This is a genomic window from Brevibacterium picturae (assembly GCF_900105045.1).
GTDB classification, from domain to species: domain Bacteria; phylum Actinomycetota; class Actinomycetes; order Actinomycetales; family Brevibacteriaceae; genus Brevibacterium; species Brevibacterium picturae.
The window spans coordinates 2,164,188-2,186,316 of the sequence record NZ_LT629739.1 but is presented as its reverse complement, the minus strand read 5'-3'; the positions used below and the strand labels follow the sequence as shown (position 1 = coordinate 2,186,316).

Below are 22,129 nucleotides of genomic sequence, written 5' to 3'. Positions count from 1 at the left end.
TCGCGCGTCCAGCGGTGAGGGCGCTGCGCCCGAGGTGGCTTTGCTCGACGAGGCAGGGCCGGCCATCTGAATCGGTGGGCACTGTCCGGCGGTTGGGTTGTCCTTCATGGGTACGATTATTCTGCCGACGACAGTCAATTAAAAGCGCACACCATTGCACATCTGTGCGACGTATTCGTACAATTACCGGATGAGCAACGTCATCCAACTGCAATCGTTCAAATCTGTTGCCGCGACTGGCTCTGTGCGCGCAGCGGCTCAGCATCTCGGCATGTCTCCATCCGCGGTCAGCTATCATCTGAAACTGCTCGAGGAGAGCGCCGGCCTGACATTGTTCCAACGCCGAGGCCGCGGTCTGTGCCTGACTGACACCGGCACCGCCATCATGGGTGAGGTCGACGGAGTTCTCGAGTCATCGAGTCGATTGCAGCAGCGCATCTCAGACCTGAAAGACAATCGAATCAACCGCCTGTCGATCGGATACTTCAGCACCGCAGGCAATCGGTGGATGCCGGAGCTGGTCCTGTTCCTCGAACACAAGTTCCCGAATACGGCCGTTCAACTCAATCTGGCTGAAGATCAATGGCACGAAGATCGATCCGACATCCAGGTCATCATCACCGAAACGAAGGACCCGCCGTTTCCGCCTCAGATCAACAGCAGCCTTCTGCTTGAAGATCCGTATGTTGTCGCAGTACCCGAGAACCATGATCTGGCCAATTGCAAAGAACTGTCACTGACCGAGGTTGAGGGCTACCCGTGGATCGATAACGATAAAGGTGAGGGCCCATGCAGAATGATCCTCTTCGACGCCTGCGCGCGGGCGGGGGTTCAAGTGCAGTTCAGGCACGAGGCGCACTCTTTCGTCGCCGCACTCCACATGGTCAGCCGAGGACTGGGAATCACTCTGCTCCCCCGCCTCGGCATCGACCAACTGCCCGACGGCGTAGTTATCGTGCCATTGGCTGCACCCGAACCGATCCGCTATGTCCACGCCATCAGCGATCCTGGTCATCCGCAGCAGGACGTCATCGACGAGGCAATCTCTGCTCTCCGCGACCTTGCGAGCGACGACGCGGTCGCACGGTAATCCTGACTCGCGAGGATGCGGGCCGCGGCGACGCTATCCCTCAATAAAGCGCGCGGCAATGCTGTCATGCAGTGAAGTCGGCACGAGGGTTGTCAGTCGTCGAAGAGTGTGTCGATGACTTCTTGAGCCACGAATCTCGCGTGCAGTATCGGTCGCCTGGCCGGATCGATCGATGCAGGAGGAACCCACGCAGGACGTCCATCTCCCAGCATCACTGTCTCCCAGTCCGACCTGTCCAAAAGGTGGTGATGGGCCGAGCAGCTGAGCATCATATTGTTGATATCGGTCTTACCTTGCTGTGCCCACTCAACAATATGGTGGGCATCGCACCACCCCGGCGGGGCATCACAGCCAGGAAAAGTACATCCCTTGTCACGGGCGGTCAGAACCGCGATCTGTTTCGCATTCGCGAACCGATTCTCCGTGACCACCTGCATCGTCTTCGCCTTCTCGGAGATGAGTTCGAAGAACACGGCCCCATTCAAACCGTTACGGGCAAGTTCGCTGATGGGGACGGGATTCTCAGTACCCGTCGTGCCGGTACCGGTGCCGTTGGCAAGGTCTTCGGCCTTGGCTGTCACGACCAAAGCGTATTGTGCACCCTGCCCGGTCCGTGTCATATCGATCCTGGCGATGAGAGTCGCGAAGCGTTCATAGATCCACTCCTGAGCCGACAGCCTCTGCCCTGTCATGTCGACGAGAGTCCCGTCTTCGAGGACACCAGAGTCCGTGTCGAAGTCAGTTCCACCCGCGACCTGGTCATCAGAACCTGCAGAGTTCTGCCCACCGTTGGGCTCGGTGGCATTGTCAGCGTTGTTCGCGATCTTGGTTCTGGCTGTCAGCAGCCCATTGAGCTGGCCACCCGTAATAGGATCGAGGAGACCGACTATGTCCCAGTCACCGTTGTCTCGTGCATGCATACTGACTGTGTACATGGACCGATCCATAGGATCAGTCGGCTCTGTACCGTCGGGGTCGATGTGGGCGAGAATGCGTGCAAAGATGGCGCGCAGGTCATGGACCCTCACGCTCGGGGCTTTGTCAACGAGTGTCGTTTCGGCATAATCACGATCGTCTGGGCTGACCCACGTCGGCAACTTCTTCAAGCAGTCTTTGATGACCCTGGCCTGGTCGGCTGACAGTCTGCCGTCGTTGAAGGCATCGGCGACCTTCGGGAACAGGGGTGCTTGTGGCTGACCGGTCAGGGTCACCCGCCCACCGAGACTCTTGGCCATATCGGTACGCCGATTCGCTTCGCGACTGGTGATGTTGAGCCGGTCTTGGATGAGTGCCTTCGTCGTCTTGGCACCATAGTCGGTCGGTGTTCCCACTCGTTCACATACCGCCAAAGCCAGGGTGGATAGGGCCTCGTTGACTCGACCGAGTGCTTCGAGTCCGTCGATGAGTGTGATGGCATCATCAGGGCCCATGCGACGATCGAAGGTTCGCAGCCCATCTTTGAGCCCACTCAACGCTGTGAGGCTGTTCGTGACTTCGGGAGCGAATCGGGACAGATCTGTCCACTCTTCATTCGATAGCAAGGGGTGGGGGCTAGGACTGCTGTCAGCGGAGCCAGCAGGTTGTGGGTCGTCATCTGAAGTATCGACAGCCGGAGCGTCACTGGCGATCGCGTCGCCATCGCTGGCCTCGTTGCCATCGTCATCCGCGAACTCGCCGGCCTCCGACTCACCGAGTTCGTTCGGTTCATCAGGTTCGCCTGTCGGTACGGCCGCGAGAGATTCGAATTTCTCCGCGAGCGGGTGGCCGGTCAGATCGAGGTTGGCATCTTTGAGCTGATCGAACAAGGAGGGCGGTCCGGCCGCAGCGGCATCACGGGAACCGGGGCGTGAGTCACGCTCTTCCGGGTTCTGTGGTGTGCGGTCGGGGGTGAGAGTCATGGTACTGAAGTCCATTCGCCAACATCGTTGTTGCTCTTCCCTTAATTGTACACGCATTTCGCCCGTTTGCACCCTTAGTTTCGATTTTTGTTCGCTCACTCTTTCATTCTCGTATTAATTGATGACCCGGAAACTTGACGTACTCGCAACGCCCCAGGTCAGAGAGTAGAACGACAATCGATACCCGACAGCCCGACCTCTGCGAAAGATGAGCACAAAAGCGAGCCGCGACATTGTGTGATCACAATGTCGCGGCTCCATACCGAACGCTGACCGTCAGCTCAGATACCGATCCGGCTCTCTGACCAGTCAGAAGGCCGTCCCCTCAGATCGCGCTGAGCATCTTTCCCGGGTTGAGGATCCCCTGGGGATCAAGGGCGTTCTTCACAGTGATCTGGATCCGCCTCGAACCTTCGTCGAGTTCGTTGTTCAGCCAATCACGTTTGAGGAAACCGATTCCGTGCTCACCGGTGATCGTGCCGCCGAGCTCAAGGCCGATGCGCATGATCTCGCCGAAGATCTCCTGAGCCTTCGCTGTTTCCGCGGAATCACCGGCATCGAAGAAGACCGAGGGGTGCGTATTGCCGTCCCCGGCATGTGCGACCAGGGCTATCATCAGCCCCGAGGATTCCTGCAGCTCCTTCAGTCGATCGCAGAACTCGGGCATCGCCACGCGCGGAAGACACACATCGTCAAGCAGCTGCCCTCCCCCGTGAGCATTTGCGAACTTCTCATACGCGGGCTGAATCATCCGTCGGGCGGCGATGAGCGCTGCTGAGTCTGCGGGGTCATCGGAGTACGCGACGTCGAGTGCGCCCCAGGACTCGGCCACCTCGGCGAATTGGGCCATGGTGACCTGCGAATCCGCAGGATTCTGGTCGACCTGCATGATGAGCATCGAACCCGCATCACCGTCGAGCCCGAAGTCCCCGAACTCGTTGAGCATCTTCAGGCTGGAGGAATCGAGAAACTCGAGCAGGCTCGGCGCTCCGCCGGCGGCCATGAAGTCCGCGACCGTCTGGAGGCCGGAGCGCTCATCAGGGAAGGTTGCGACGGCTGTGAATGGATCGGGCAGCTTCGGAACCAGGCGCAGGGTCGCCTCGACGACGATGCCCAGCGTGCCCTCGGAGCCGACGAACAGGTGGCGCATGTCGAGTCCGGCCACACCCTTCGCAGTCTTCGGGCCGAGCTTCGTCAGCGTGCCATCGGCCAAGACGACTGTCAGACTGCGAACGTAGTCCCTGGTCACACCGTATTTGACGCAGCACAGTCCGCCTGCGTTGGTGGCGATGTTGCCGCCGATCGATGACAGCGCGACCGAGCCCGGATCGGGCGGATAGGACAGGCCGAAGGGCGCGAGGTGGTCCTTGAGGTCCTGATTGATGATGCCGGGCTGGACCGTGACGAGTCGTTCCGCCTCGTTGACGCTGATGATGTCTTTCATCCGCGAGACGTTGAGCAGGATCGCCCCGGGTGACCCATTCGCCCCGCCAGAGATCCCGGACCGAGCGCCCTGCGGGACGACAGGGACGCCATGTTGACTGGCAAAGCGCATGACTTCCTGGACATCGGCCGCCGAGGTGGCCCTGACCAGGGCAATCGCCCCTTCGTGAGGGCAGAACAGGGCTTCGTCACGGGCGTGGGCTTCGATGACGTCGGAATCCGTCGTCAGCGCGCCCTCGCCCAAGCGCGCTGCAAGCGCATCGAGTTCGGCGGCACTCACCGGGGTCTGGTCCTGTACTGTCATGGCATCCTTCCGAACCGCACTGCCGGGGTGGTCACGACCGCCTCGGCGACTGTTTTCCTGTGACGATTTCGTCTGCGGTTACGACTGGAGTGCCGCACCATATGACTACTTCGTCATCTCCGGATTCACTCTATCGGGCGCGGGAGCGGCCTTGAGGACGAGGGTGACGATCCCGGCTGCGACCATCGCCGCGCCCACGACCCACATGCCCGCATTCTGGGTTCCGGTGAGCTCGGCCAACCCGCCGGTGATGTAGGGCGCGAAGAATCCGGCGGAGTTGCCCAGCGAATTGATCAGCGCGAGTCCCGCGGCTGCTCCGGCGCCGGCGAGGAAGGTCTGCGGCAGCGGCCAGAAGGTCGGCAACGCGGCGCAGATGGCCATGCAGGTGATGGTCACGGCGATCATCGTCGTGAACGGCGAGCTCAGGTACAGAGCGATCGGGATCGTGACTCCGCCGATGAAGAGCGGCACCGCGACGTGCCAGACGCGCTCGTTGGTTCTGTCCCCGTGCCGGGACCAGAAATACATGGCCAGGGCACCGAAGACATACGGAATCGCGGTGATGAAGCCGATCTCGACGATCGAGTATTCGACCCCGAAGGTCTCCTGGAAGCCGGAGATGATCGTCGGCAGGAAGAAGCTCAAGGCGTAGAGACCGTAGACCATGCCGAAGTAGACGAAGGACAGTGCCCATACGCGCGGCTGGAGCAGGGATCGGCGGACCGGGTAGTGGAAGGTCTCGGCCTTGCCCGCCTCCTCGGCGTCCATTGTCGACTGCAGCCAGTTCCGCTCGTCCGGTGTCAACCATTTGGCATCGCGTGGGCGGTCGGTGAGGTAGAAGATGCACATGATGCCGAGCAGGATTGCGGGCACACCTTCGATGATGAACATGAACCGCCAGCCCGCGAAGTTCTCGAAGATCGAGTTTCCGCTCGAGATCAGCCATGACGACAGCGGCGAACCGATGACACTGGACATAGGAATCGCGAGCATGAACAGCGCGGTGGCCCGGGCTCGCATGGACGTGGGGAACCAATACGTGAGGTAGAGGATGATGCCCGGGAAGAATCCCGCCTCGGCGACGCCCAGCAGGAATCGCAGTACATAGAGCCACCCGTGGCTGGGCACGAACGCCATCGCCGCGGCCACGATGCCCCAACTGATGAGAATCCGGGCGAGCCAGATCCGGGCACCGAACTTGTGCAGAGCGAGGTTGGACGGCACCTCGAGGATGAGGTAGCCGAAGAAGAAGACGCCGGCCGCAAAGCCGAACTGAGTGGCATTCATCGCGAGGTCTTCGTTCATTCCGCCCGGGCCCGCGATGCCGAGATTGGTGCGGTCGAGGTAGTTGATGAAGTACATCGCGATGATGAATGGGATCAGCCGAAGAGTGACTTTCCTCAGCGTCCGTTTCTCCAATGCCGAATCACTCGACGATTGTCCACTCACGGGCGGGTTGGCCTCGGATGACATGTGATCTCCCTCGATCAGGCTTGAGCCTTGAGCCAGGATGATGGCCCTCGGCGCACTACGTCGAACACATTACGTCACACCTGGTTCCGGTTCCCAGGTTCTGCCGGCAAAGTTCCGAATATCGGGACGAAGGTGATGGGTCCCGGAGATTCGATCACTGCCCCTGGGGCTGGGTCACTTCGCCGGGGTCCGGCGCGGAGATGTTCACGTCGGTGTCGAAATCGTCAATGACCACAGTCGCGTCGACCCCGTCGGCGCGACTGACAAGCGTCGCGGTGTCCATCTTCCCTTCTGCTGGGATGTCGATGAGCGTCGACTTGTCCTTCTTCCCGAGTGTGTAGCGAATGAAGTCGGTGCCGTCTTTGTCGACTTCACCTTCGACGGTCACCTCACCGGCACTCATCGTTTCAACCGTCGAGACCAACCGGTCATAGTCGTAGGTTTTCGCGACCTGGTCGCCCTGGGCCGCTTGGAACACCACGTATTTGCCGATCGCCGGAGTGGCGTCGTACCCGAATGATTCCCAATACTCCTGCGGGCCTTTAATCCACAGCAGACTCGACGCTCTCACCAGTTCGATGGTCATGTCCACCGATCCGGATTCGATCGAGGCCCGACCCTCGAACGCACTGCTTTCTCGGTCAAAGAGGAAATCCGTGCTCTGGGTTCCGTCATCTGCCTTCACGGAGCCCTCTGCGTGGTAGCTTGTGACGCCTCCGAGCTCGTCTTTGAACGTAGAGAATCTGTCCATTGCCGAGGATTCGGCGTCCTTGCTGAGCGGATCGACGTGGGCGTCGACCGCGCCGTCAGAACCGGAACAGGCGGAGACGCTGAGCAGGAGGCTCGCTGCAATTGCCAATACTGTCAGTCTTCTCATTTCGCCTCCGCCACGAGCTTCGTGATGTCGATCCCGCACTCTTCGTCCACCGTCTCGGCCTGGTGCTCGTATGTAGTGTTCGCAGTTTTCGTCGCCGTCGAGAGCAGCATGAGGAAATCAGTATTGGAGACCTGGCCCCCACTGGACTTGAAGAGATCGGCGGCCTGCTTGTAGTCATCACCCGTTGCTTCCCAGTCGTGAGATGCCTCATCGGGCGCGAGCTTTCCGATATGCGCGGTCCCCGCCGCCAGCAGGTCCAAGCGTGTCCCCATATGGTTGACGATGGTCTGTTCGTTCTGATCGCTTGCCTCGTTGCTGAGGCTGATCAAGTCTTCGATGGCGCCGCAGTAGGTGTCGGCTTCGGACGGATCCGTGTACGACGGTGCTGCTTCTGTTGCCGGCGCTTCCGGTGTCGGGCTGGCCGTAGCTGCCGCGGATGACGGATTCGGCGTGGCTGCTTCCGCAGAAGGAGCGGGTTGGTCTGCCGTTGGTTCGGCGGGACTCTGACAACCGGTCAGAAGCAGTGCCGGGATGGCGACTGCGAGGGTGGCGAGGCGGATTGAGGTTGAAGACTTCACTGGGAAGGTCCTCTCTGACGAGAGACTGAATTGACGGTGGAGGTCTACACATTCGCATACTCGCAAGATCTGCGATTGAATAGAAGCGTGTTGGGAGCCAGTCCCTTGCCTGACTGGCTCCCATCACTTGGTTCCTGCTGGCCCGCAGCTGGGCGACGAGTGGAGAATCACCGCTTCAGCTGCGGACAGCAGGGTTCTTACATCCTGTTACTTCGCGGCTCGGCGGCGAGCGAAGTAAACGGCGCCTGCACCGGCTGCCAGCAGGATTGCACCGGCTCCGAGCATCGGGGATGTTGCGTCTGAACCGGTACGGGGCAGGTTTCCTGCACCGTTGTCGGATCCATTGGCTGCACTGCCTGCTGCGACGTTCGCGTTTCCGTTGTCGTCAGCCGAAGCCGAGTCATCAGACGAGGCCGAGTCATCAGCCGAAGCAGAGTCGTCGGACGAAGCGTTGTCGGCCCCGTTGTCGTCAGCCGAGGCCGAATCATCGGACGAAGCCGAGTCATCCGAGGATGCGTTGTCGGCTCCGTTGTCATCAGCCGAGGCCGAGTCGTCGGACGAAGCGTTGTCGGCTCCGTTGTCATCAGCCGAAGCCGAGTCATCGGACGAAGCGTTATCGGCCCCGTTGTCGTCGGACGAAGCGTTGTCGGCTCCGTTGTCGTCAGCCGAAGCCGAGTCATCCGAGGAAGCGTCGTCACCGTCGTCGGAGCAGTTGATGCCACCTTCGGAGATGTCAGCGAAGACATCGGCGCGCTCGAAACCAAGTTCCATGCTGCCGAGTCCGTCGGGTGCGACTACGGGCACGGAGAGCAGCTGCAGGTCAGCCTGCAGTCCGCCCATGGTCGCCGAGGCGTGGGTGCCGTCAGCGGCTTCTTCGATGTTGGTGGGCCCACCGTAGGTGATTTCACCGGAGACGAGGTCGGACAGGTCTCCCAGACCGCCGTCTTCGAGGATCTGGTCGAGCTCGATCTTGCCGCCGGGCTCGATGACGAGGTCGGCATCGCCGACCTTGACCGACATGTTCGGCAGCGAGGAGATCTCGACCTCTGCCCCGTCAGCGGCGCCATTTGCACGGGCAATCATCTTGCCCTGCGGTGCGGCATCGGTTTCGCCGCCCCACGAGACTCCGATCTCCCCATTGAAGAGATTGACGTCAGCGAATCTCCACGTCGCGGTGCTTTCGACACCGAGACCGGAATCGCAGGCAGCTCCATCGCTGTTGAGGCTCACGTCGCTGGTGCTCAGACCCAGGTTCGCTTCGCCGACAGGGAAGAGGGTGTCAAGATCGCTGGGCAGGCCCGGAACATCGCCGAGGCCGGTGATGAGGTCGAGGTCCCCAGTGGTGGATTCGGCGTTTGCCACCGTTCCGCCGCTGGTCAGAGTTCCTTCGGACCAGTCTGTCTGGGCTTTTCCGGTGAGGGCTTCGAGCGTGCCCAGTGTCGGAATCTCGAGGTTGCCGAAGTCCTGGTCGGCTTCATCCGACGGGGACTCGGTGGTCGAGTTGGCCTCTGCGCTGGTGGGGTTGAGGTTCAGCCCGACTGCTCCCGCTCCGACTGGGGCGGCACGGGAGTATGCACGAGCAGTATCGTCCTCGGCGATCGTGGCAGGAACGGCGTACTCTCCGGTGCCCGTTCCCTTGTAGTCTGCGAGTCCTCCAGAGTCTGCGACAACTGTTGACTCTGCAATGTTTGCGCGAACATTGACCATATTGTCTGCCAGCCCGACGCCGGCAAATGCACCGTAATTACGCACTCCGCCGGAGAAAGAGCCTTCCTCCACATCGGCCGCGTTTGCCGGCGCAACGGGGCTGAGCAGGGCGATGCCGAGTGCACCGACCCCTGCTGCGCCGAGGATACGGCGCAGCCCCTTGTTCTTGTTTGGCTTCATATTGCTCTACCTCTACACGTAGCGACTTTACAATTTGAGCTTTTCGCAAGTCTCCACACCCACTCGTCCCCAGGTTCAATCACTAGGATATCTGTGTTCAGGAGACTCACGAGGAACTCCAAGATGAGCGTACCAATTTAGGAATCATTTTGGTGGCTCAAAGGAAACATAATTGTCGATGAATAACTATGCCCGGCCGTTAGGCGATCAATCGCTATGAATACGGAGGTTTTCTGCATTTTCTTACATGACTATGCATTTTTATATGTTCAGCTAGTGAGACGGATATTCACACGATTAAATCAGTCAATCTCCAGCGACTTCCGAACCTGCGCGATCAGCGGTTTGTATTTTCGACAAACCTGCTTGTCGGTTTTTCATCTGCTTACGCTTGTCGATTGATCATTTATCAGACAGCAGATCAGACAGACGAGCAGCTCAAACCACCCCCGACGAAGATTCGCCCATGAGTCCCATGGTCGAAATCGCGCAATGTTTAAGAGACGGCCCGCACGTCCAGGGCCCGCCTGAGTTTGCGAACAGATCCGAAACCCGACGAGGCGGCCGCTTCGGCCAAGGAGGACCCATCCTCGAGTTGGCACTTCGCCATATCCATGCGGGCCCGTCTGAGCTCATACGACGGCGTCGAACCCTGGTCTTTGAATGCCTTGAAGAGGTAGGAGCGCGACACCTGCAGGTCCTGCGCAATGGATTCGACGGTGGTGTCAGCATCGGATGCCACTGTTCCGATCAGGGCCACCGCCCGCACGTAGACCGTTCTCAGCGATGCCTCCCGGGACTCCGGGTACAGACGCGATCCGATCGCCGTCGCCTTGGCGAGTTCCTCAAGCCCCCGCTGAACCTGAACGAACCCCGGCTCAAGGTCGTCAGCAGAACCCTGGAACAACGACGATGTCGCGGCATTCAGTATCCGCAGATGCGCCTCACTCGAGTGCCCCGCTAGCAGCTGATAGTGCTCATGCGCCTCTGCACCCCTGAAGCTGACGATCATGCATGTCACCGAGGACTCGCATTCGGCCCCCGTGAAGTCGCCGGCCTGGACGACGCCGACGTCGAAGGGCTTCAGATGCGCAACCCCAGTTCTGGAGTGCAGTGTCAGCTCGCCACGGAGACAGGCATGCAACATGACCCCATCATCATTCAGCGGCCCCTCCAGTGCGGAGTACTCGAAAACGGCGGGGCCGTGACTGTAACGGGCGACGACGAAGTCATCGGTGACCACGATGTCGCCATTGAGTCCAAGCGAATCGGGGTCCGACTTCAGGTGCCACCCCACTGACGCCAGGAAGTCGACCTCCTTGGCCCGAGTGGCCCCCACGCTCGTATAGCCCTTGGGCCGGGAGCGATCACTGTCCTCTGCCGATGATTCCATCGATGCCCCAATCAAGTTCTCGCGCGTGATCGCGTCTCACACATGCTGCAGACTACACACGTAAGTCTCAATATTTGACACCACTATACCGGGTCGCGTTCCCCGCTCGAGCGCCACACCGCCGCTCAGAACCTCCTCAACCCCGCATCATCGGCTCCGTGCCCGCAACCTCACGCAGGCGCCATGACAAGGTCGCTTTTGCTTAATTTTCCAAGCGACCTTGCTGCCATATCGGCCCGTGCGTTTCTTACATTTCTCCGTGGTTCATGCTCGCCCCGCCCCTGATCAGCTGAAACGAGCGATCGCCGATCACCGATGACGCCAGGCAGCACCCACATGGCGCTTCGCCCCGCCCCAGTTGAAACGACCTGACCATGCGGTCCCGATTCGCTTGCGCCCACCGGCCTGAGACGACTTGGAAACTCGCGCAGGGAGGCGCACGCCCGATGCGGCTGTGACGGATCTCTCCTCTGGGTCGAGGCGATATCCGCGCGCTCACGAATACACGCGATATGCTCACGAGCACACGGTTCGACCCACCCAATGAGAGAGAGACCATGCAGCCGATGTCCAAGCTCGACGCCGATTCCCTGCGCGGCTACTACCGGAAATTCGCTCGGTTCGAGGCGGCCGGCGCCTCACCGATCTACGCAGCGTGGGCCGCAGGCGTGGCCGAAGATGACGAGATCATCGCGTTACTCCTCGAGCTGCCCAAGCCGAAGCGCCAGGCCAACCTTCTCTTTGCAGCTGCCCGCCACCTCGGCGCCGGTGACGGCATCACCCCGGGTGAGCGTCCCAGCACCGCCGGCACCAATGATTATGCGAGTCTTCGGACGTGGCTGCTTGCGCACTGGCCCGCGACTCGGGATCTAATGCTCGCGCGCTCGACCCAGACGAACGAGGCAGGGCGGTGTGCCGTGCTGCTGCCGGCGCTGGCGCGGGTCGAGCGCCCGATCTCCCTCATCGAAGTCGGTGCTTCGGCAGGGTTGTGCCTCTACCCGGATCGCTACAGCTATACCTACCGCACTGATTCCGGGCCGGTGACACTACATCCCAAGGACGGTCCGAGCACGGTCGAGCTCGTCTGCGAACTCACGAACGCGCAACCGCCCGACACCATCCCCGAGGTCGCATGGCGAGCCGGAATCGATCTCAATCCCCTTGACATCACCGATGGTGACCAGCAGGAATGGCTCCGCTCCTTGATCTGGCCCGAACATGAGACCCGCCGAGCTCGCCTGAGTGCAGCGTCGGCTCTGGTGGCTGCGGACCCGCCGAGGTTGGTTCCGGGTGATCTGCTCGAGACCGTGGAAGGCCTGTTGGACGAGGCTCCCGCAGACACACAGAAGGTCGTATTCCACAGTGCCGTGCTCGCCTACGTCGCCCCAGACGAGCGCGAGAAGTTCGCCGCTCTCATACGCATGCGCGATGACATCGTGTGGATCAGCAATGAGGGAAGTGGCGTGTTGCCAGACATCGGCGCTCAGGTCGATCGCGAACCGGACGGACGATTCGTGCTCGCCGTCGACGGAGAGGCGATTGCACTGACCGGACCACATGGGCAGAGTTTCGAAGGGCAGGAGTAGCAGGCTGGAAAGCTGGGTTAACAGCTCAGGTGTTCAGCCCAATGCGCAGTGAGCAGTATTCGGTTCTCCCATTCGCAGCGACAGCACTGCACTGACAAGCTCAGCCACGCCGAGGGGATCTTTCAGCGACCGTCCGGTGAGTTCATGGACGCGGCGCAGCCGATAGCGGATCGTATTGACGTGGCAGTACAGCTGTTCGGCGGTGCGTTCGGCCGAACCCTGATTATCAAAGTAAGCAGTGAGAGTGCCGAGGATCGTCGAACGGTCGGCGGCGTTGAGCTCCAGCACTCGCCCAAGCACGTCCTCGGCCAGTCGACGTCCTTCATTCGGTTCACAGGCCAGGAATGCGTCCAGTGGACTTGAGCTGAACTCGCGGACTTCCGGTCTCCCTGAGCGCACTGCTGACAGGGCAGACCGTGCCAGCTGCAGTGCACGCGGGGTATCAGACAGTCCTCCATATGGAGGGCTGACTCCTGCGCGCACACCCGCGTCTCGCAGGACAGTCAAGGCGTCCTCATGCTGTCCTGTGTGCAGCGACACGATCCCGAGCTGCAGAGTCGGGCTCAGTCGCCAGCCGGAGACGATGCCCCTGTCCGCGAGCTTCTGTTCAACGTCGATGACACCGCCGGCGTTGGGTTCGCTGTTGTCCGCCGCAACCACCATGAGATCTGCATTCGGGGCCAGGCCGAGCAAAGTCGCCACCTCCCAGGGGCTGCAGTCCGGACTCGGCCGCCCCGCGAGCAGTGACTCGACCAGCGCGGAACGGCGTCGCCCCTCCGCGGCCAGAAGCTCTGCGGATGCTGCCCTGTAGGAATCGGTCAGAGCCATCGCATACTTATCCGCGGCCGACCACACCCAGCTTGCCACTGCGACAAGTGCCTCCGGGCCTTCGCAGCAGCCCCCTGGCCGGGTGGCCCGAACGAGTGCATCCCACAGCGTGCCGAAACTGACGCGATGCGCCTGCAGCACCTCGGCCAAGGGAACTCCCTGCTGCGCTCGGCGTCTGCCTGTCTCCTGCGGGGCAGTCATCTCTGAAATATCGTGAGCATGGATCATGGCTGCGACGGCGGATCGCAGAGTGTCATCGATGGACTGATGCAGATCCTGCTGCAGAAGCGGCTCGGCGCGCACGAAGAGCGGAATCTGGTCAAGAACATTGCCATAGGCCTCACTGACGATGCTCGGCAGCTGAGACTCAACCCAATGCGGAAGATCGCCTGCATCAGAAACAGACATCTGCCCCATGGAGTGGTTTGTCGCTGAAAGGTGCACCCTCGTACCTCATCCCCAAACTCACAGTCGAACGACGCCTACAGATCGTACAATTTTCAATCGCAATGTGCACACATGTTCCATATCGGCCGTCTCATGCGGAAACAATGACAGAAAACCTGCTGAATCTTCACATGCGGATTTGTTCCCGTTTCAGTATTTCAACTGGATGAACACTTCAGATCAACGTCGTCGAGCAGTTGTGTCACATAACAATACATCTTGTTGTCTCTGTCAGTCTTTCAAAAGGATCTCCGAAAGCCTGGACACGAACTGTACGTTTCGGCAAGATGACCTGTGGGTCACGCTCGTTGGTGAATATGCCGATTTCTGAGGGGGCGATCCACTTCACAAGCGGTATTTTGGAGGTCATTTCGTGTCTCATCACGCCCAAGCGCGTTTTTTCAGCACCTTTTCAGGTGATCACCGAAAGCGAAAGATGATCCTCGGGCGAATCCTGCCGGGGATGGCCATCGGAGTCGCAGGGACTCTGCTGGCTTCTACCGCCGTATCGGCACAGGGACTTGATGCCTACGACGACGAGCCGACAGCAGCTGGAGCCAATGTCGCGGGCATGACTCTCGACTCGAAGGAACTTGTCGCGTTGGCCCAGTCCAAGGCAGGGTCCGAGTCAGATCCGGGTCCGAATCGTGAGGCCTTCAACGGCGCCGTCGGCGGCGACGAAGTCGTCGATTTCGGTGCGGGCTACGAGATCCCACTCGACGAGTTCCTCAGCTTCGGGGAAGGTGGCGCGATCCACAGCGAATCGACCGCGACAGATGCGAAGAACGGCAAGGCCGTCACCGGAATCGTCGGTGCCGATGGTGGTCTCACGCTCGATGGGAAGGACAGCGAATTCGGCACGGCAAAGGTCGACCTTCTGTCTCTGGTGGCGGCCACCGGCAAATCTGATGTCACCGAGGGCCTCATCGACCAGGCAGATCTGAACTTCGGACTCGGCGGGTCCTGGGTCGAAGCGGTCGACGGCGAGTTCCAGGATCCGGACGGTGTCGGCAAGTACGGCCAGTACCGCGTCGGCGACGCAAAGCTCGAGCTGCACTCTCCAGCAATCGAAGATGCCGGCGACGGCGTGTCGGATGCCGCTGGTCAGATGGAGGACGAGGTGACTGACGCAGTCAATGATGCACTCGGCCTCGGAAAGGCACTGCCAGGCATGACGGTCGACACCACCGTCACGAGCACCATCCAGGACGATGTGCTTGATGCGATCCTGCGTGAGCCGATCACCACTGATGACGGACTTGCCACCATCGACCTCGGTGAGGGCTCGGTCGAGGTCGACGTCGCCCGCATCGGCGGCAACGACGACGGCGTGATCGATCGTCCCGTGGGCATCAACAATCAGGATCCGAACACCGAGCTGATCGATGATGAGACCTACCCGTTCATCGCCAGCAGCATCCACGATGCCATCGAGAAGGTCATCGACGTCGCCGTGGACACAGCGGTCGAGTCACTCCGCAGCGCGAACGTCAACGTTGATATCACCGCTCTCGACGGGACCACCGCGAGCTGGGACATGGATCTCACGGGAGAGGTGAGCAACTACTCGTGTGAGTCCGCGGGCGCCACGGGCGCTGTGTCCTGCACAACGATCGACGGCGTCATGAAGACCATGGATACCGTCATGGGCCCGGTCTATGACACACTCTCGGATCCATCGGGTCTGCTCTACGATGCGTTCACCACGATCAAGACCGACATGATGACGGTTCCGATCCGCGCGGCGCTCGACCCATTCCTCAAGCTCATCGCCGACAACCTCGTCTCCCTGCAGATCAACCACCAGGAGACGACTGAGTGCACAACCGCGGACGGCTCCAAGGCCGTCAACGGAGTGAAGGTGTCCGCGCTGAGTCTCGGTGTTGCAGACGGCAAAGCAAGGATGAACTTCGGCAACGCTGGAGTTCGCACCGATACCTGTGACGAATCAGCGAAGGACGCTCCGAAGGGTCCAGTGGACCGTCACAGTGACGACACGAAGAGCGGCCCCTTCGGCTTTCTGCCGAACATGGGCTGGTGACGCCATCGCTGCGCTGTTGATGACGATGCCATGCATCGCAGTCGACGAAGACGCAGGATAGGTCGCCGATGACAAGACGAGAATGAGCGCTCGTCTTGAGATGAGATCACAGGTGGTGGCGACACAGATCATGTGCCGCCACCACCTCTCTATGCACAGAACACCACGCAGATCTGTGGACTGAACACCGCGCAGACCTGTGCACTGAACACCACACAGGGGAAAGCCGAGCTGAGCAACTTTGAGAAGACACGCCCACACGAAGAAGCGCCTGTTGGAGATCGCGGCAATGGGGCTCTGCCTCGTCCTTTTCGTGTCGGCATGCACTCGAGGTGACACCTCAGCCGCTACCTCGGCGGCCGAGGCTCAGACTGCGGACCCGTCGGCTGTCGCCGCCAGCACCTGCAAGGATCCGGCCCAGAAGCTGTCGCGGACGCTGTCCAGCGGGGCGACCTGGACGATGTGCTGGGGAGTCCATCCGGATTTCGGTCTCTCGCTGTCGGACGTCTTCATCACACCCCCGGGCAAAGACCCGATCAGAATCATCGACACGGCCTCCCTCTCCCAATTGGAGGTCCCGTACGATACCGGGAAGCGCCTGACATCCGACATCACGGCAGCAGGATTCGGCGGCCGAAAGATGAAGACACTGCAGCCCGATGCCTGCGCAGGAGACCTGCATTCGACCGAGATTCCCAATATCGGCGATGGTGAGTACGGCGATACGGAAACACGGAACGTCCTGTGCACAGAAATCATCGATGCGGGTCTCGCCTACCATTCGAGCGACCTGGTGGCGCCCGCCTCCGACCGTAAGAACGCCCTGCGAATCTCGACGGTTTCGCGCGTTGGCTGGTACGAGTACGTCTCTCAGTACACATTCGGCTCGGATGGATCGATCGATGTGCAACTGGGCGCGACCGGCGATCTGTCCCCAGTCGATTACACCGATGAGGATCATGGATGGGACGTCGGCGACCACGAGCATGCGGCGAATCACTCGCACAACGCCGTCTGGAGAATCCGCTGGGGCCTCGGTGGAGAAGGCGGAATGAGTGCGCAGCAGTTCGATGCCACCCCGACAGGAGAGTCCGGTGCGGAGTCACCCGTCATGACCGGAAAGCTCACGAACTTCAAGCACCCCACGCTTGCCCAGTGGAAGGATCGACGCTGGTGGCGGGTCCTCAATCCGAATGTCCTCAACGACGACGGCCATCCCATCTCCTACCAGATCGATGTCGGAAAATCCGACTCCTTCGAGTTCGTCGACGATGTCGAGCACGCCCATACCCACGAAGAAGAGGCAGGGTACGACGTCGGCTTCACGAACTTCGACGAATGCGAAATGTATGCCACGAATAATCGAGGCGACTGCGGTCGTGGAGTGCCGGAGTTCGTTGACGATGGGAAAGATGAGGAACTCGATGATGTGGTCTCGTGGGTCGCGGTCGGATTCCATCATGTCCCTCGCGACGAAGAGCAGTCGCCCATGGAGATGCACTGGCAGGGATTCACATTGCTGCCTCGCGACCTGACTGCTCAACGGTTCGATATTCCCGAAGGCCACGAGGAAGTGAATGGCGTTCCCGACTCCGAATGGAATCAGGAACCGATAGATTGATTAGCTACCGTTTAGTAAGCAAAGAAAGTCGCCTTCTTGCCAGAGACCTGATGATTTTCCAGTCGAAATCGTCTTGAAGAACGAGATTAGCGGCTCTTCATAAATAGGGCTGTAGGAGCCTGTCCATTCCACCGGCATGGAGTAACGACCGAATGAGGTAGTTGCTCCGGTTGCGGAACCCCAACGCGATACCGCGCAGATGCTCCAGCCTTCCATTCAACGCCTCAGTAGGCCCATTCGAGGTTCCCGGATGATCAAAATACGCCAGAATATCGGCCCGCCTGCGCTGGAAAGTCGTCCGCAGGCTGCGTAGCTCCTTCAGCTCATCCGGGATCGTTGATGCCAGTGTGTCGATGAGCTTGGCCATGACCGCCTTGCCCTTCTTCGGCGAGGCGGCATAGGCCTTGATCGTGTCTTGGTAGAACTGCCAACACACCACCAAAGCAGCATGGTTGTCAGCGGCGAAGACACTGTTGAGCCGGTGTTTCTGCTTGTCAGTCAGGAGCCCAACCCTGGTGCGGATCGTTTTTCGAATCCCGTACAGATCATCACCAGTCCGGCCCCGACGTCCATGGATCTCGGTCTGCAGCCGCCTCCTGGTCTCATCAAGTTTCGTTCCGACAAGAGCGACAACATGGAACGGGTCCATGACCGTCGTGGCTTCCGGCAGGGCGTCGGTGGCGGCTTTCTTGTAGCCGGCGAAGGCATCCATCGCGACGTGCTCGATACCATTTTGGAAGTCATCGGGTTGGCTTCGCAGCCAGTCGCCGAAGGCCTCAGCCGAGCGGCCGGGGACGATGTCGAGCAAACGTGCCGGCTGGGACGTGAGATCAACGATGACAGTCACCCACCGGTCGACGCCGCGATGGGACCAGCAGTGCTCATCGACGCCGATCGTGGACACACCATCAAGCCGGGAGGCATCGGCGATGAGGAGCTTGCGGCCGAGGTCGAGGACCGCAGTACAGACGGTGTTCCACGAGGTGGCAAGGTTCTTCGCGATGACGTGGATGCTCATCTTGTCGATGACGACCGACTTCAGCGCCCATAAACGGGCAGTACGGGACAGCTTCGACCGGCCCACACAGGCCCGCGTCGGCGTTTGGGACCACCGTTGGTGGCAGCTGGAGCAGGTGAAGGTGCGGATACGAATAGGGCTCTTCATAAATAGGGCGGTGTTCAAGAGCTGAGGCAACCTCGAACGACAACGGGACCCTGGGTGCAATGATGTAGGTGTTCAAGACTCCATCACGACCCAAGGTCCCTGATGCACAACTTTACCCCGCCCTGCCTCGACACCACACTCCGCCTGGATGAGCTCGGACTCACCGCGATCGGCCAACACCACACAAGTAGGCACTTGACCGTGTTGTGCCTGATCACCGACGGCAACGCCGACTGTCCCGAATGCCAGGCGCCGGGTCGAGTCCGATCCACACGGATCCGCCGGCTCGTCCATCCCCCGATCGGGCTGACAGCCGTGACCTTGGCCATCCGCATCCGCACGTACGCGTGCCTCAGCTGCGATCGCCGGTGGTCGCAGTCACCGTCGAAGGCGTGGTGGGCCGCTCGAAGCTTTCTCGGCCCGCACGTCTGTGGGCTTTGAAATCCGTCGTAGTCGACAAGATGAGCATCCACGCCATCGCGAAGAACCTCGCGACGTCGTGGAACACAGTCTGTTCGGCAGTGCTTGATCTCGGCCGGACGTTGCTGCTTGCCGATGCGACCAGGCTTGATGGGGTCACCACGATCGGCGTCGATGAACATTGCTGGTCCCATCGCGGTCTCGACCGGTGGGTCACCGTCATCGTCGACCTCACCAACAGGCCAGCACGGTTGATCGACATCGTTCCCGGCCGTTCGGCCGACGTGTTTTCTGATTGGCTCAACAATCAGCCCGATGATTTCCGGACCGGGATCGCCCACGTCGCTATGGATGCCTTCGCCGGGTACAAGAAAGCCGCGACCGAAGTAGTCCCGGACGCGGTCACGGTCATGGATCCCTTCCACGTTGTTGCTCTCGTTGGAACGAAGCTCGATGAGACAAGGAGACGCCTCCAGACCGAGCTTCATGGTCGTCGGGGCCGGTCTGGTGATGACTTGTACGGGATTCGGAAAACGATCCGTACCCGAGTTGGGCTGCTATCTGAGAAGCAGAAACACCGACTCAACACGGTCTTCGTCGCCGATAATCATGCTGCTTTGGTGGTGTGTTGGCAGTTCTACCAAGACACGATCAAGGCCTACGCGGCCGGCCCGAAGAAAGGCAAAACGATCATGGCCGGGCTCATCGACAAGCTGGCCGACACGATCCCGGATGAGTTGAAGGAGTTGCGGAGTCTACGAACGACGTTTCAACGCCGGCGTACCGATATTCTGGCGTATTTCGATCATCCGGGAACGTCGAACGGGCCCACGGAAGCGATCAACGGCAGGCTGGAGCATCTGCGGGGTATCGCGTTGGGATTCCGTAACCGGGGCAACTATCTCATCCGATCACTCCTCCATGCCGGAGGAATGGGCAGGCTCCTACAGCCCTATTTATGAAGAGCCACGAATAGCCAGCGTCACCGATGTCAGCCCGATGGGTGGATGGATGAGTTTGCGGATCCTCGTTGCCCGCACGAGTCCGCGCTGCTGGCAGTCTGGGCAGGAATCGTCTTGGCTGGTGAGCAGGCACAGCACAGTCAGGTGCCTGCCGGTGTGGTGTTGTCCGATCGCGGTGAGCCCGAGACCAGTCAGGGAGAGTGTGGTGTCGAGGCAGGGCGGGGTAAAGTTGTACACGAGGGGCCTTGGGTCGTGATGGAGTCTTGAATACCTACATCATTGCATCCAAGGTCCCGTACTCTTTCGCCCCGCGGTCAAGGTCCTCTGCACCGCCCTATTTATGAAGAGCCACTTATATCCAGGCAAAAAGCGGCACGTTGAGAAAAATGCTGTTCCAAGTTCGATCGATCTATCGCCACAATTATAAGCTAGAGCACGTTTCAGCCTACAGAACTTTGGGGGCTCATCGTAATTAAGAGTGTAGAACCGGTCTGAAACCACCGGATTCAAGTAGGCACCTCGCGATGTAATGAGTCAGGTTACGAAACCCGAGTGCCGATCCTCGAAGGTGCTCGAGCCGACCATTGATCGATTCGGTGGGCCCATTCGACGTTCCGGGCCTGGTGAAGAATGCCAACACGTCGGATGCGCGTCGTTTCAGTGTTCTTCCCAACCGCCTCAACTCCGTCAACCCAGCAGGCAGTCCTGCCGACAAGACATCGATGACAGCCTGCAAGAGCTTCTTGCCTTCGCTACGGTCCTCGGCCCGGTAAGCAGCCACGATGTCTTGATAGATGGCCCAGGTGACTTCGACCTCGGTGAGGTTCGCATCAGCGAAGAGACTGACAATCCGTTCTTGCTGCCGCCTTGTGAGCAGGTCTGTGCCCGTGTGCAGCGTCCTCCTTGCCCGATACAACGGGTCCTTCGCTCGTCCACGATGTCCAGTTGTCTCCTACTGGACGCGGCGGCGAACGTCATCGAGGGCATCACCAGCAAGCTTGACGACGTGGAATGGGTCCATGACTTCCACCGCATCAGGCAGTTCCTCCGCGGCTGCGGTTTTGAACCCGGAGAATCCGTCCATCGCAACGACCTCAATGCCATCACGCCAGTCTTTCGGTCGTGAGGCCAACCATTGTTTGAAGACCTGCTTCGACCGACCGGGCACCATATCGAGAAGGCGTGCAGGTCCCGTTCCCTGGCTGATCGGGGTGAGATCAATGATGACGGTGACATATTTGTCCCCGCGTCTGGTGTGTCGCCACACGTGCTCGTCGACGCCGATCACAGACACACCATCGAATCGATTCGGATCGTTGATCAGCAGCCGGTGTCCTTCGGCCAGAACCGCGGAATTCGCGGTATGCCAGGACACCGCGAGCTTCTTCGCGATCACGGACATGGTGTCGTGATCAACAACGAGGGCACGCAGTGCCCAATCGAGTCCGGCTCGAGAGATCTTGGCCCGGGCTGGTGCCGCGGTCGTGGTGTCCTGGCGCCACACGTGGCCGCATTCGATGCACTTGTAGCGACGCAGGCGAATATGCAGTGTCGTTGGCCTGTGGCCGAAGGGTTCATGTGCCAGCCGCCGCAGACCAGTGTCGCGGATATCGCCGTGACCGCCACACCGGCGGCACCAATCATCGGCCGTATTCGGTCGGCATTTCAGCACCGCTTTGTGGGCGGTGATGTGTTGGCCGATGCATGTCAGGTCAAGGGTGTCGAGGCGGACGAATGTCGTGAGGTCAGGCGTCGAGAATATAGGGTTGTCCACGTCGAGGTCTTTCGGATGGGCAGTGTGAGAACTTCCATCATCGGAAGACCTCGACGTCTATCCGGGTAGCGACTCGCTCTGTTTGAAATTCATCGGTCTACACTCTCGTTTGCGAAGAGCCACTTTGGGTGGCAGCCGCATGATCACTGGTATCTGCCTAAGTTGGTTGACAATCTCAGGTGAAAAATTCGCCAGCCGGAATTTGAGGGCGTGTGAATCATATGCTGAGAATAGCAATTTTGTCCTGAAATGTGCATTCGACATGTGTCTTCACTAAGCACTACATAAAACCTAACATCACACAAGGTAGTAAGGCCGCGCGTCGCTCAGAGCTGTGGCTAC

12 protein-coding genes and 4 pseudogenes are annotated in these 22,129 nt (G+C 60.1%); 5 read left to right on the top strand and 11 right to left on the bottom strand.

Annotated elements, in window-relative coordinates:
- Positions 1-190: 190 nt before the first annotated feature.
- On the top strand, positions 191-1,090 hold the full coding sequence (locus tag BLT92_RS10240; RefSeq protein WP_092105371.1) for a LysR family transcriptional regulator: 900 nt from the start codon (positions 191-193) through the stop codon (positions 1,088-1,090).
- 92 nt (positions 1,091-1,182) lie between these two features.
- Here BLT92_RS10240 and BLT92_RS10235 read toward each other — a convergent pair whose 3' ends face one another.
- The 7 genes from BLT92_RS10235 to BLT92_RS10205 form a co-directional block, all read right to left on the bottom strand.
- Entirely contained in the window at positions 1,183-2,988 is a 1,806-nt protein-coding gene (locus BLT92_RS10235; RefSeq protein WP_231939132.1) for an HNH endonuclease signature motif containing protein, read from the bottom strand.
- A gap of 325 nt (positions 2,989-3,313) precedes the next feature.
- Entirely contained in the window at positions 3,314-4,735 is a 1,422-nt protein-coding gene (locus BLT92_RS10230) for an FAD-binding oxidoreductase (protein ID WP_092105367.1), read from the bottom strand.
- Between the two features lie 105 nt (positions 4,736-4,840).
- A complete protein-coding gene (locus BLT92_RS10225; protein WP_092105365.1) occupies positions 4,841-6,208 on the bottom strand; it encodes an MFS transporter in 1,368 nt (455 codons plus the stop codon).
- 154 nt (positions 6,209-6,362) lie between these two features.
- The gene (locus tag BLT92_RS10220; RefSeq protein ID WP_157691416.1) at positions 6,363-7,085 is read right to left on the bottom strand and encodes a hypothetical protein; all 723 of its coding nucleotides are present in this window, start codon (positions 7,083-7,085) and stop codon (positions 6,363-6,365) included.
- A complete protein-coding gene (locus BLT92_RS10215; protein WP_092105361.1) occupies positions 7,082-7,663 on the bottom strand; it encodes a hypothetical protein in 582 nt (193 codons plus the stop codon). Before BLT92_RS10215 ends, BLT92_RS10220 begins: the two co-directional genes overlap by 4 nt.
- A gap of 207 nt (positions 7,664-7,870) precedes the next feature.
- Positions 7,871-9,550, bottom strand: coding sequence for an LPXTG cell wall anchor domain-containing protein (locus BLT92_RS10210; RefSeq protein WP_092105359.1), 1,680 nt, complete (start codon positions 9,548-9,550; stop codon positions 7,871-7,873).
- 496 nt (positions 9,551-10,046) lie between these two features.
- Entirely contained in the window at positions 10,047-10,943 is an 897-nt protein-coding gene (locus BLT92_RS10205) for a helix-turn-helix domain-containing protein (RefSeq protein WP_092105357.1), read from the bottom strand.
- Between the two features lie 512 nt (positions 10,944-11,455).
- On the opposite strand from BLT92_RS10205, the gene BLT92_RS10200 reads away from it, so the two are divergent.
- Complete coding sequence (locus BLT92_RS10200; RefSeq protein ID WP_231939131.1) at positions 11,456-12,529, top strand: DUF2332 domain-containing protein; 1,074 nt, start codon at positions 11,456-11,458, stop codon at positions 12,527-12,529.
- 33 nt (positions 12,530-12,562) lie between these two features.
- On the opposite strand, the gene BLT92_RS10195 is transcribed toward BLT92_RS10200, so the two are convergent.
- Positions 12,563-13,765: a PucR family transcriptional regulator gene (locus BLT92_RS10195; protein ID WP_092109095.1), complete on the bottom strand. Its 1,203-nt coding sequence runs from the start codon at positions 13,763-13,765 to the stop codon at positions 12,563-12,565.
- 502 nt (positions 13,766-14,267) lie between these two features.
- Here BLT92_RS10195 and BLT92_RS10190 point away from each other — a divergent pair.
- The gene (locus BLT92_RS10190; RefSeq protein WP_157691415.1) at positions 14,268-15,845 is read left to right on the top strand and encodes a choice-of-anchor G family protein; all 1,578 of its coding nucleotides are present in this window, start codon (positions 14,268-14,270) and stop codon (positions 15,843-15,845) included.
- Between the two features lie 241 nt (positions 15,846-16,086).
- Positions 16,087-17,466: a copper amine oxidase gene (locus BLT92_RS10185; RefSeq protein ID WP_231939130.1), complete on the top strand. Its 1,380-nt coding sequence runs from the start codon at positions 16,087-16,089 to the stop codon at positions 17,464-17,466.
- A 97-nt stretch (positions 17,467-17,563) separates the two neighbouring features.
- Here BLT92_RS10185 and BLT92_RS10180 read toward each other — a convergent pair.
- Positions 17,564-18,622: pseudogene (locus BLT92_RS10180) on the bottom strand (ISL3 family transposase); the annotation flags it as partial.
- Positions 18,623-18,733: 111 nt separating this feature from the next.
- Between BLT92_RS10180 and BLT92_RS10175 the strand changes: the two are divergent.
- Positions 18,734-20,013 (top strand): annotated as a pseudogene (locus tag BLT92_RS10175) (ISL3 family transposase).
- 6 nt (positions 20,014-20,019) lie between these two features.
- Here the strand turns inward: BLT92_RS10175 and BLT92_RS20450 are convergent.
- Positions 20,020-20,250: pseudogene (locus tag BLT92_RS20450) on the bottom strand (ISL3 family transposase); the annotation flags it as partial.
- Between the two features lie 235 nt (positions 20,251-20,485).
- Positions 20,486-21,787, bottom strand: a pseudogene (locus tag BLT92_RS10165) (ISL3-like element ISBli1 family transposase).
- Between the last annotated feature and the right edge of the window lie 342 nt (positions 21,788-22,129).

Excerpts from the sequence above, each read along its gene's own strand:
- BLT92_RS10240 (WP_092105371.1), top strand. The coding sequence starts at position 191 with ATGAGCAACGTCATCCAACTGCAATCGTTCAAATCTGTTGCCGCGACT.
- BLT92_RS10235 (WP_231939132.1), bottom strand. The coding sequence starts at position 2,988 with ATGACTCTCACCCCCGACCGCACACCACAGAACCCGGAAGAGCGTGAC.
- BLT92_RS10230 (WP_092105367.1), bottom strand. The coding sequence starts at position 4,735 with ATGACAGTACAGGACCAGACCCCGGTGAGTGCCGCCGAACTCGATGCG.
- BLT92_RS10225 (WP_092105365.1), bottom strand. The coding sequence starts at position 6,208 with ATGTCATCCGAGGCCAACCCGCCCGTGAGTGGACAATCGTCGAGTGAT.
- BLT92_RS10220 (WP_157691416.1), bottom strand. The coding sequence starts at position 7,085 with ATGAGAAGACTGACAGTATTGGCAATTGCAGCGAGCCTCCTGCTCAGC.
- BLT92_RS10210 (WP_092105359.1), bottom strand. The coding sequence starts at position 9,550 with ATGAAGCCAAACAAGAACAAGGGGCTGCGCCGTATCCTCGGCGCAGCA.
- BLT92_RS10205 (WP_092105357.1), bottom strand. The coding sequence starts at position 10,943 with ATGGAATCATCGGCAGAGGACAGTGATCGCTCCCGGCCCAAGGGCTAT.
- BLT92_RS10200 (WP_231939131.1), top strand. The coding sequence starts at position 11,456 with ATGCTCACGAGCACACGGTTCGACCCACCCAATGAGAGAGAGACCATG.
- BLT92_RS10195 (WP_092109095.1), bottom strand. The coding sequence starts at position 13,765 with ATGTCTGTTTCTGATGCAGGCGATCTTCCGCATTGGGTTGAGTCTCAG.
- BLT92_RS10190 (WP_157691415.1), top strand. The coding sequence starts at position 14,268 with ATGGCCATCGGAGTCGCAGGGACTCTGCTGGCTTCTACCGCCGTATCG.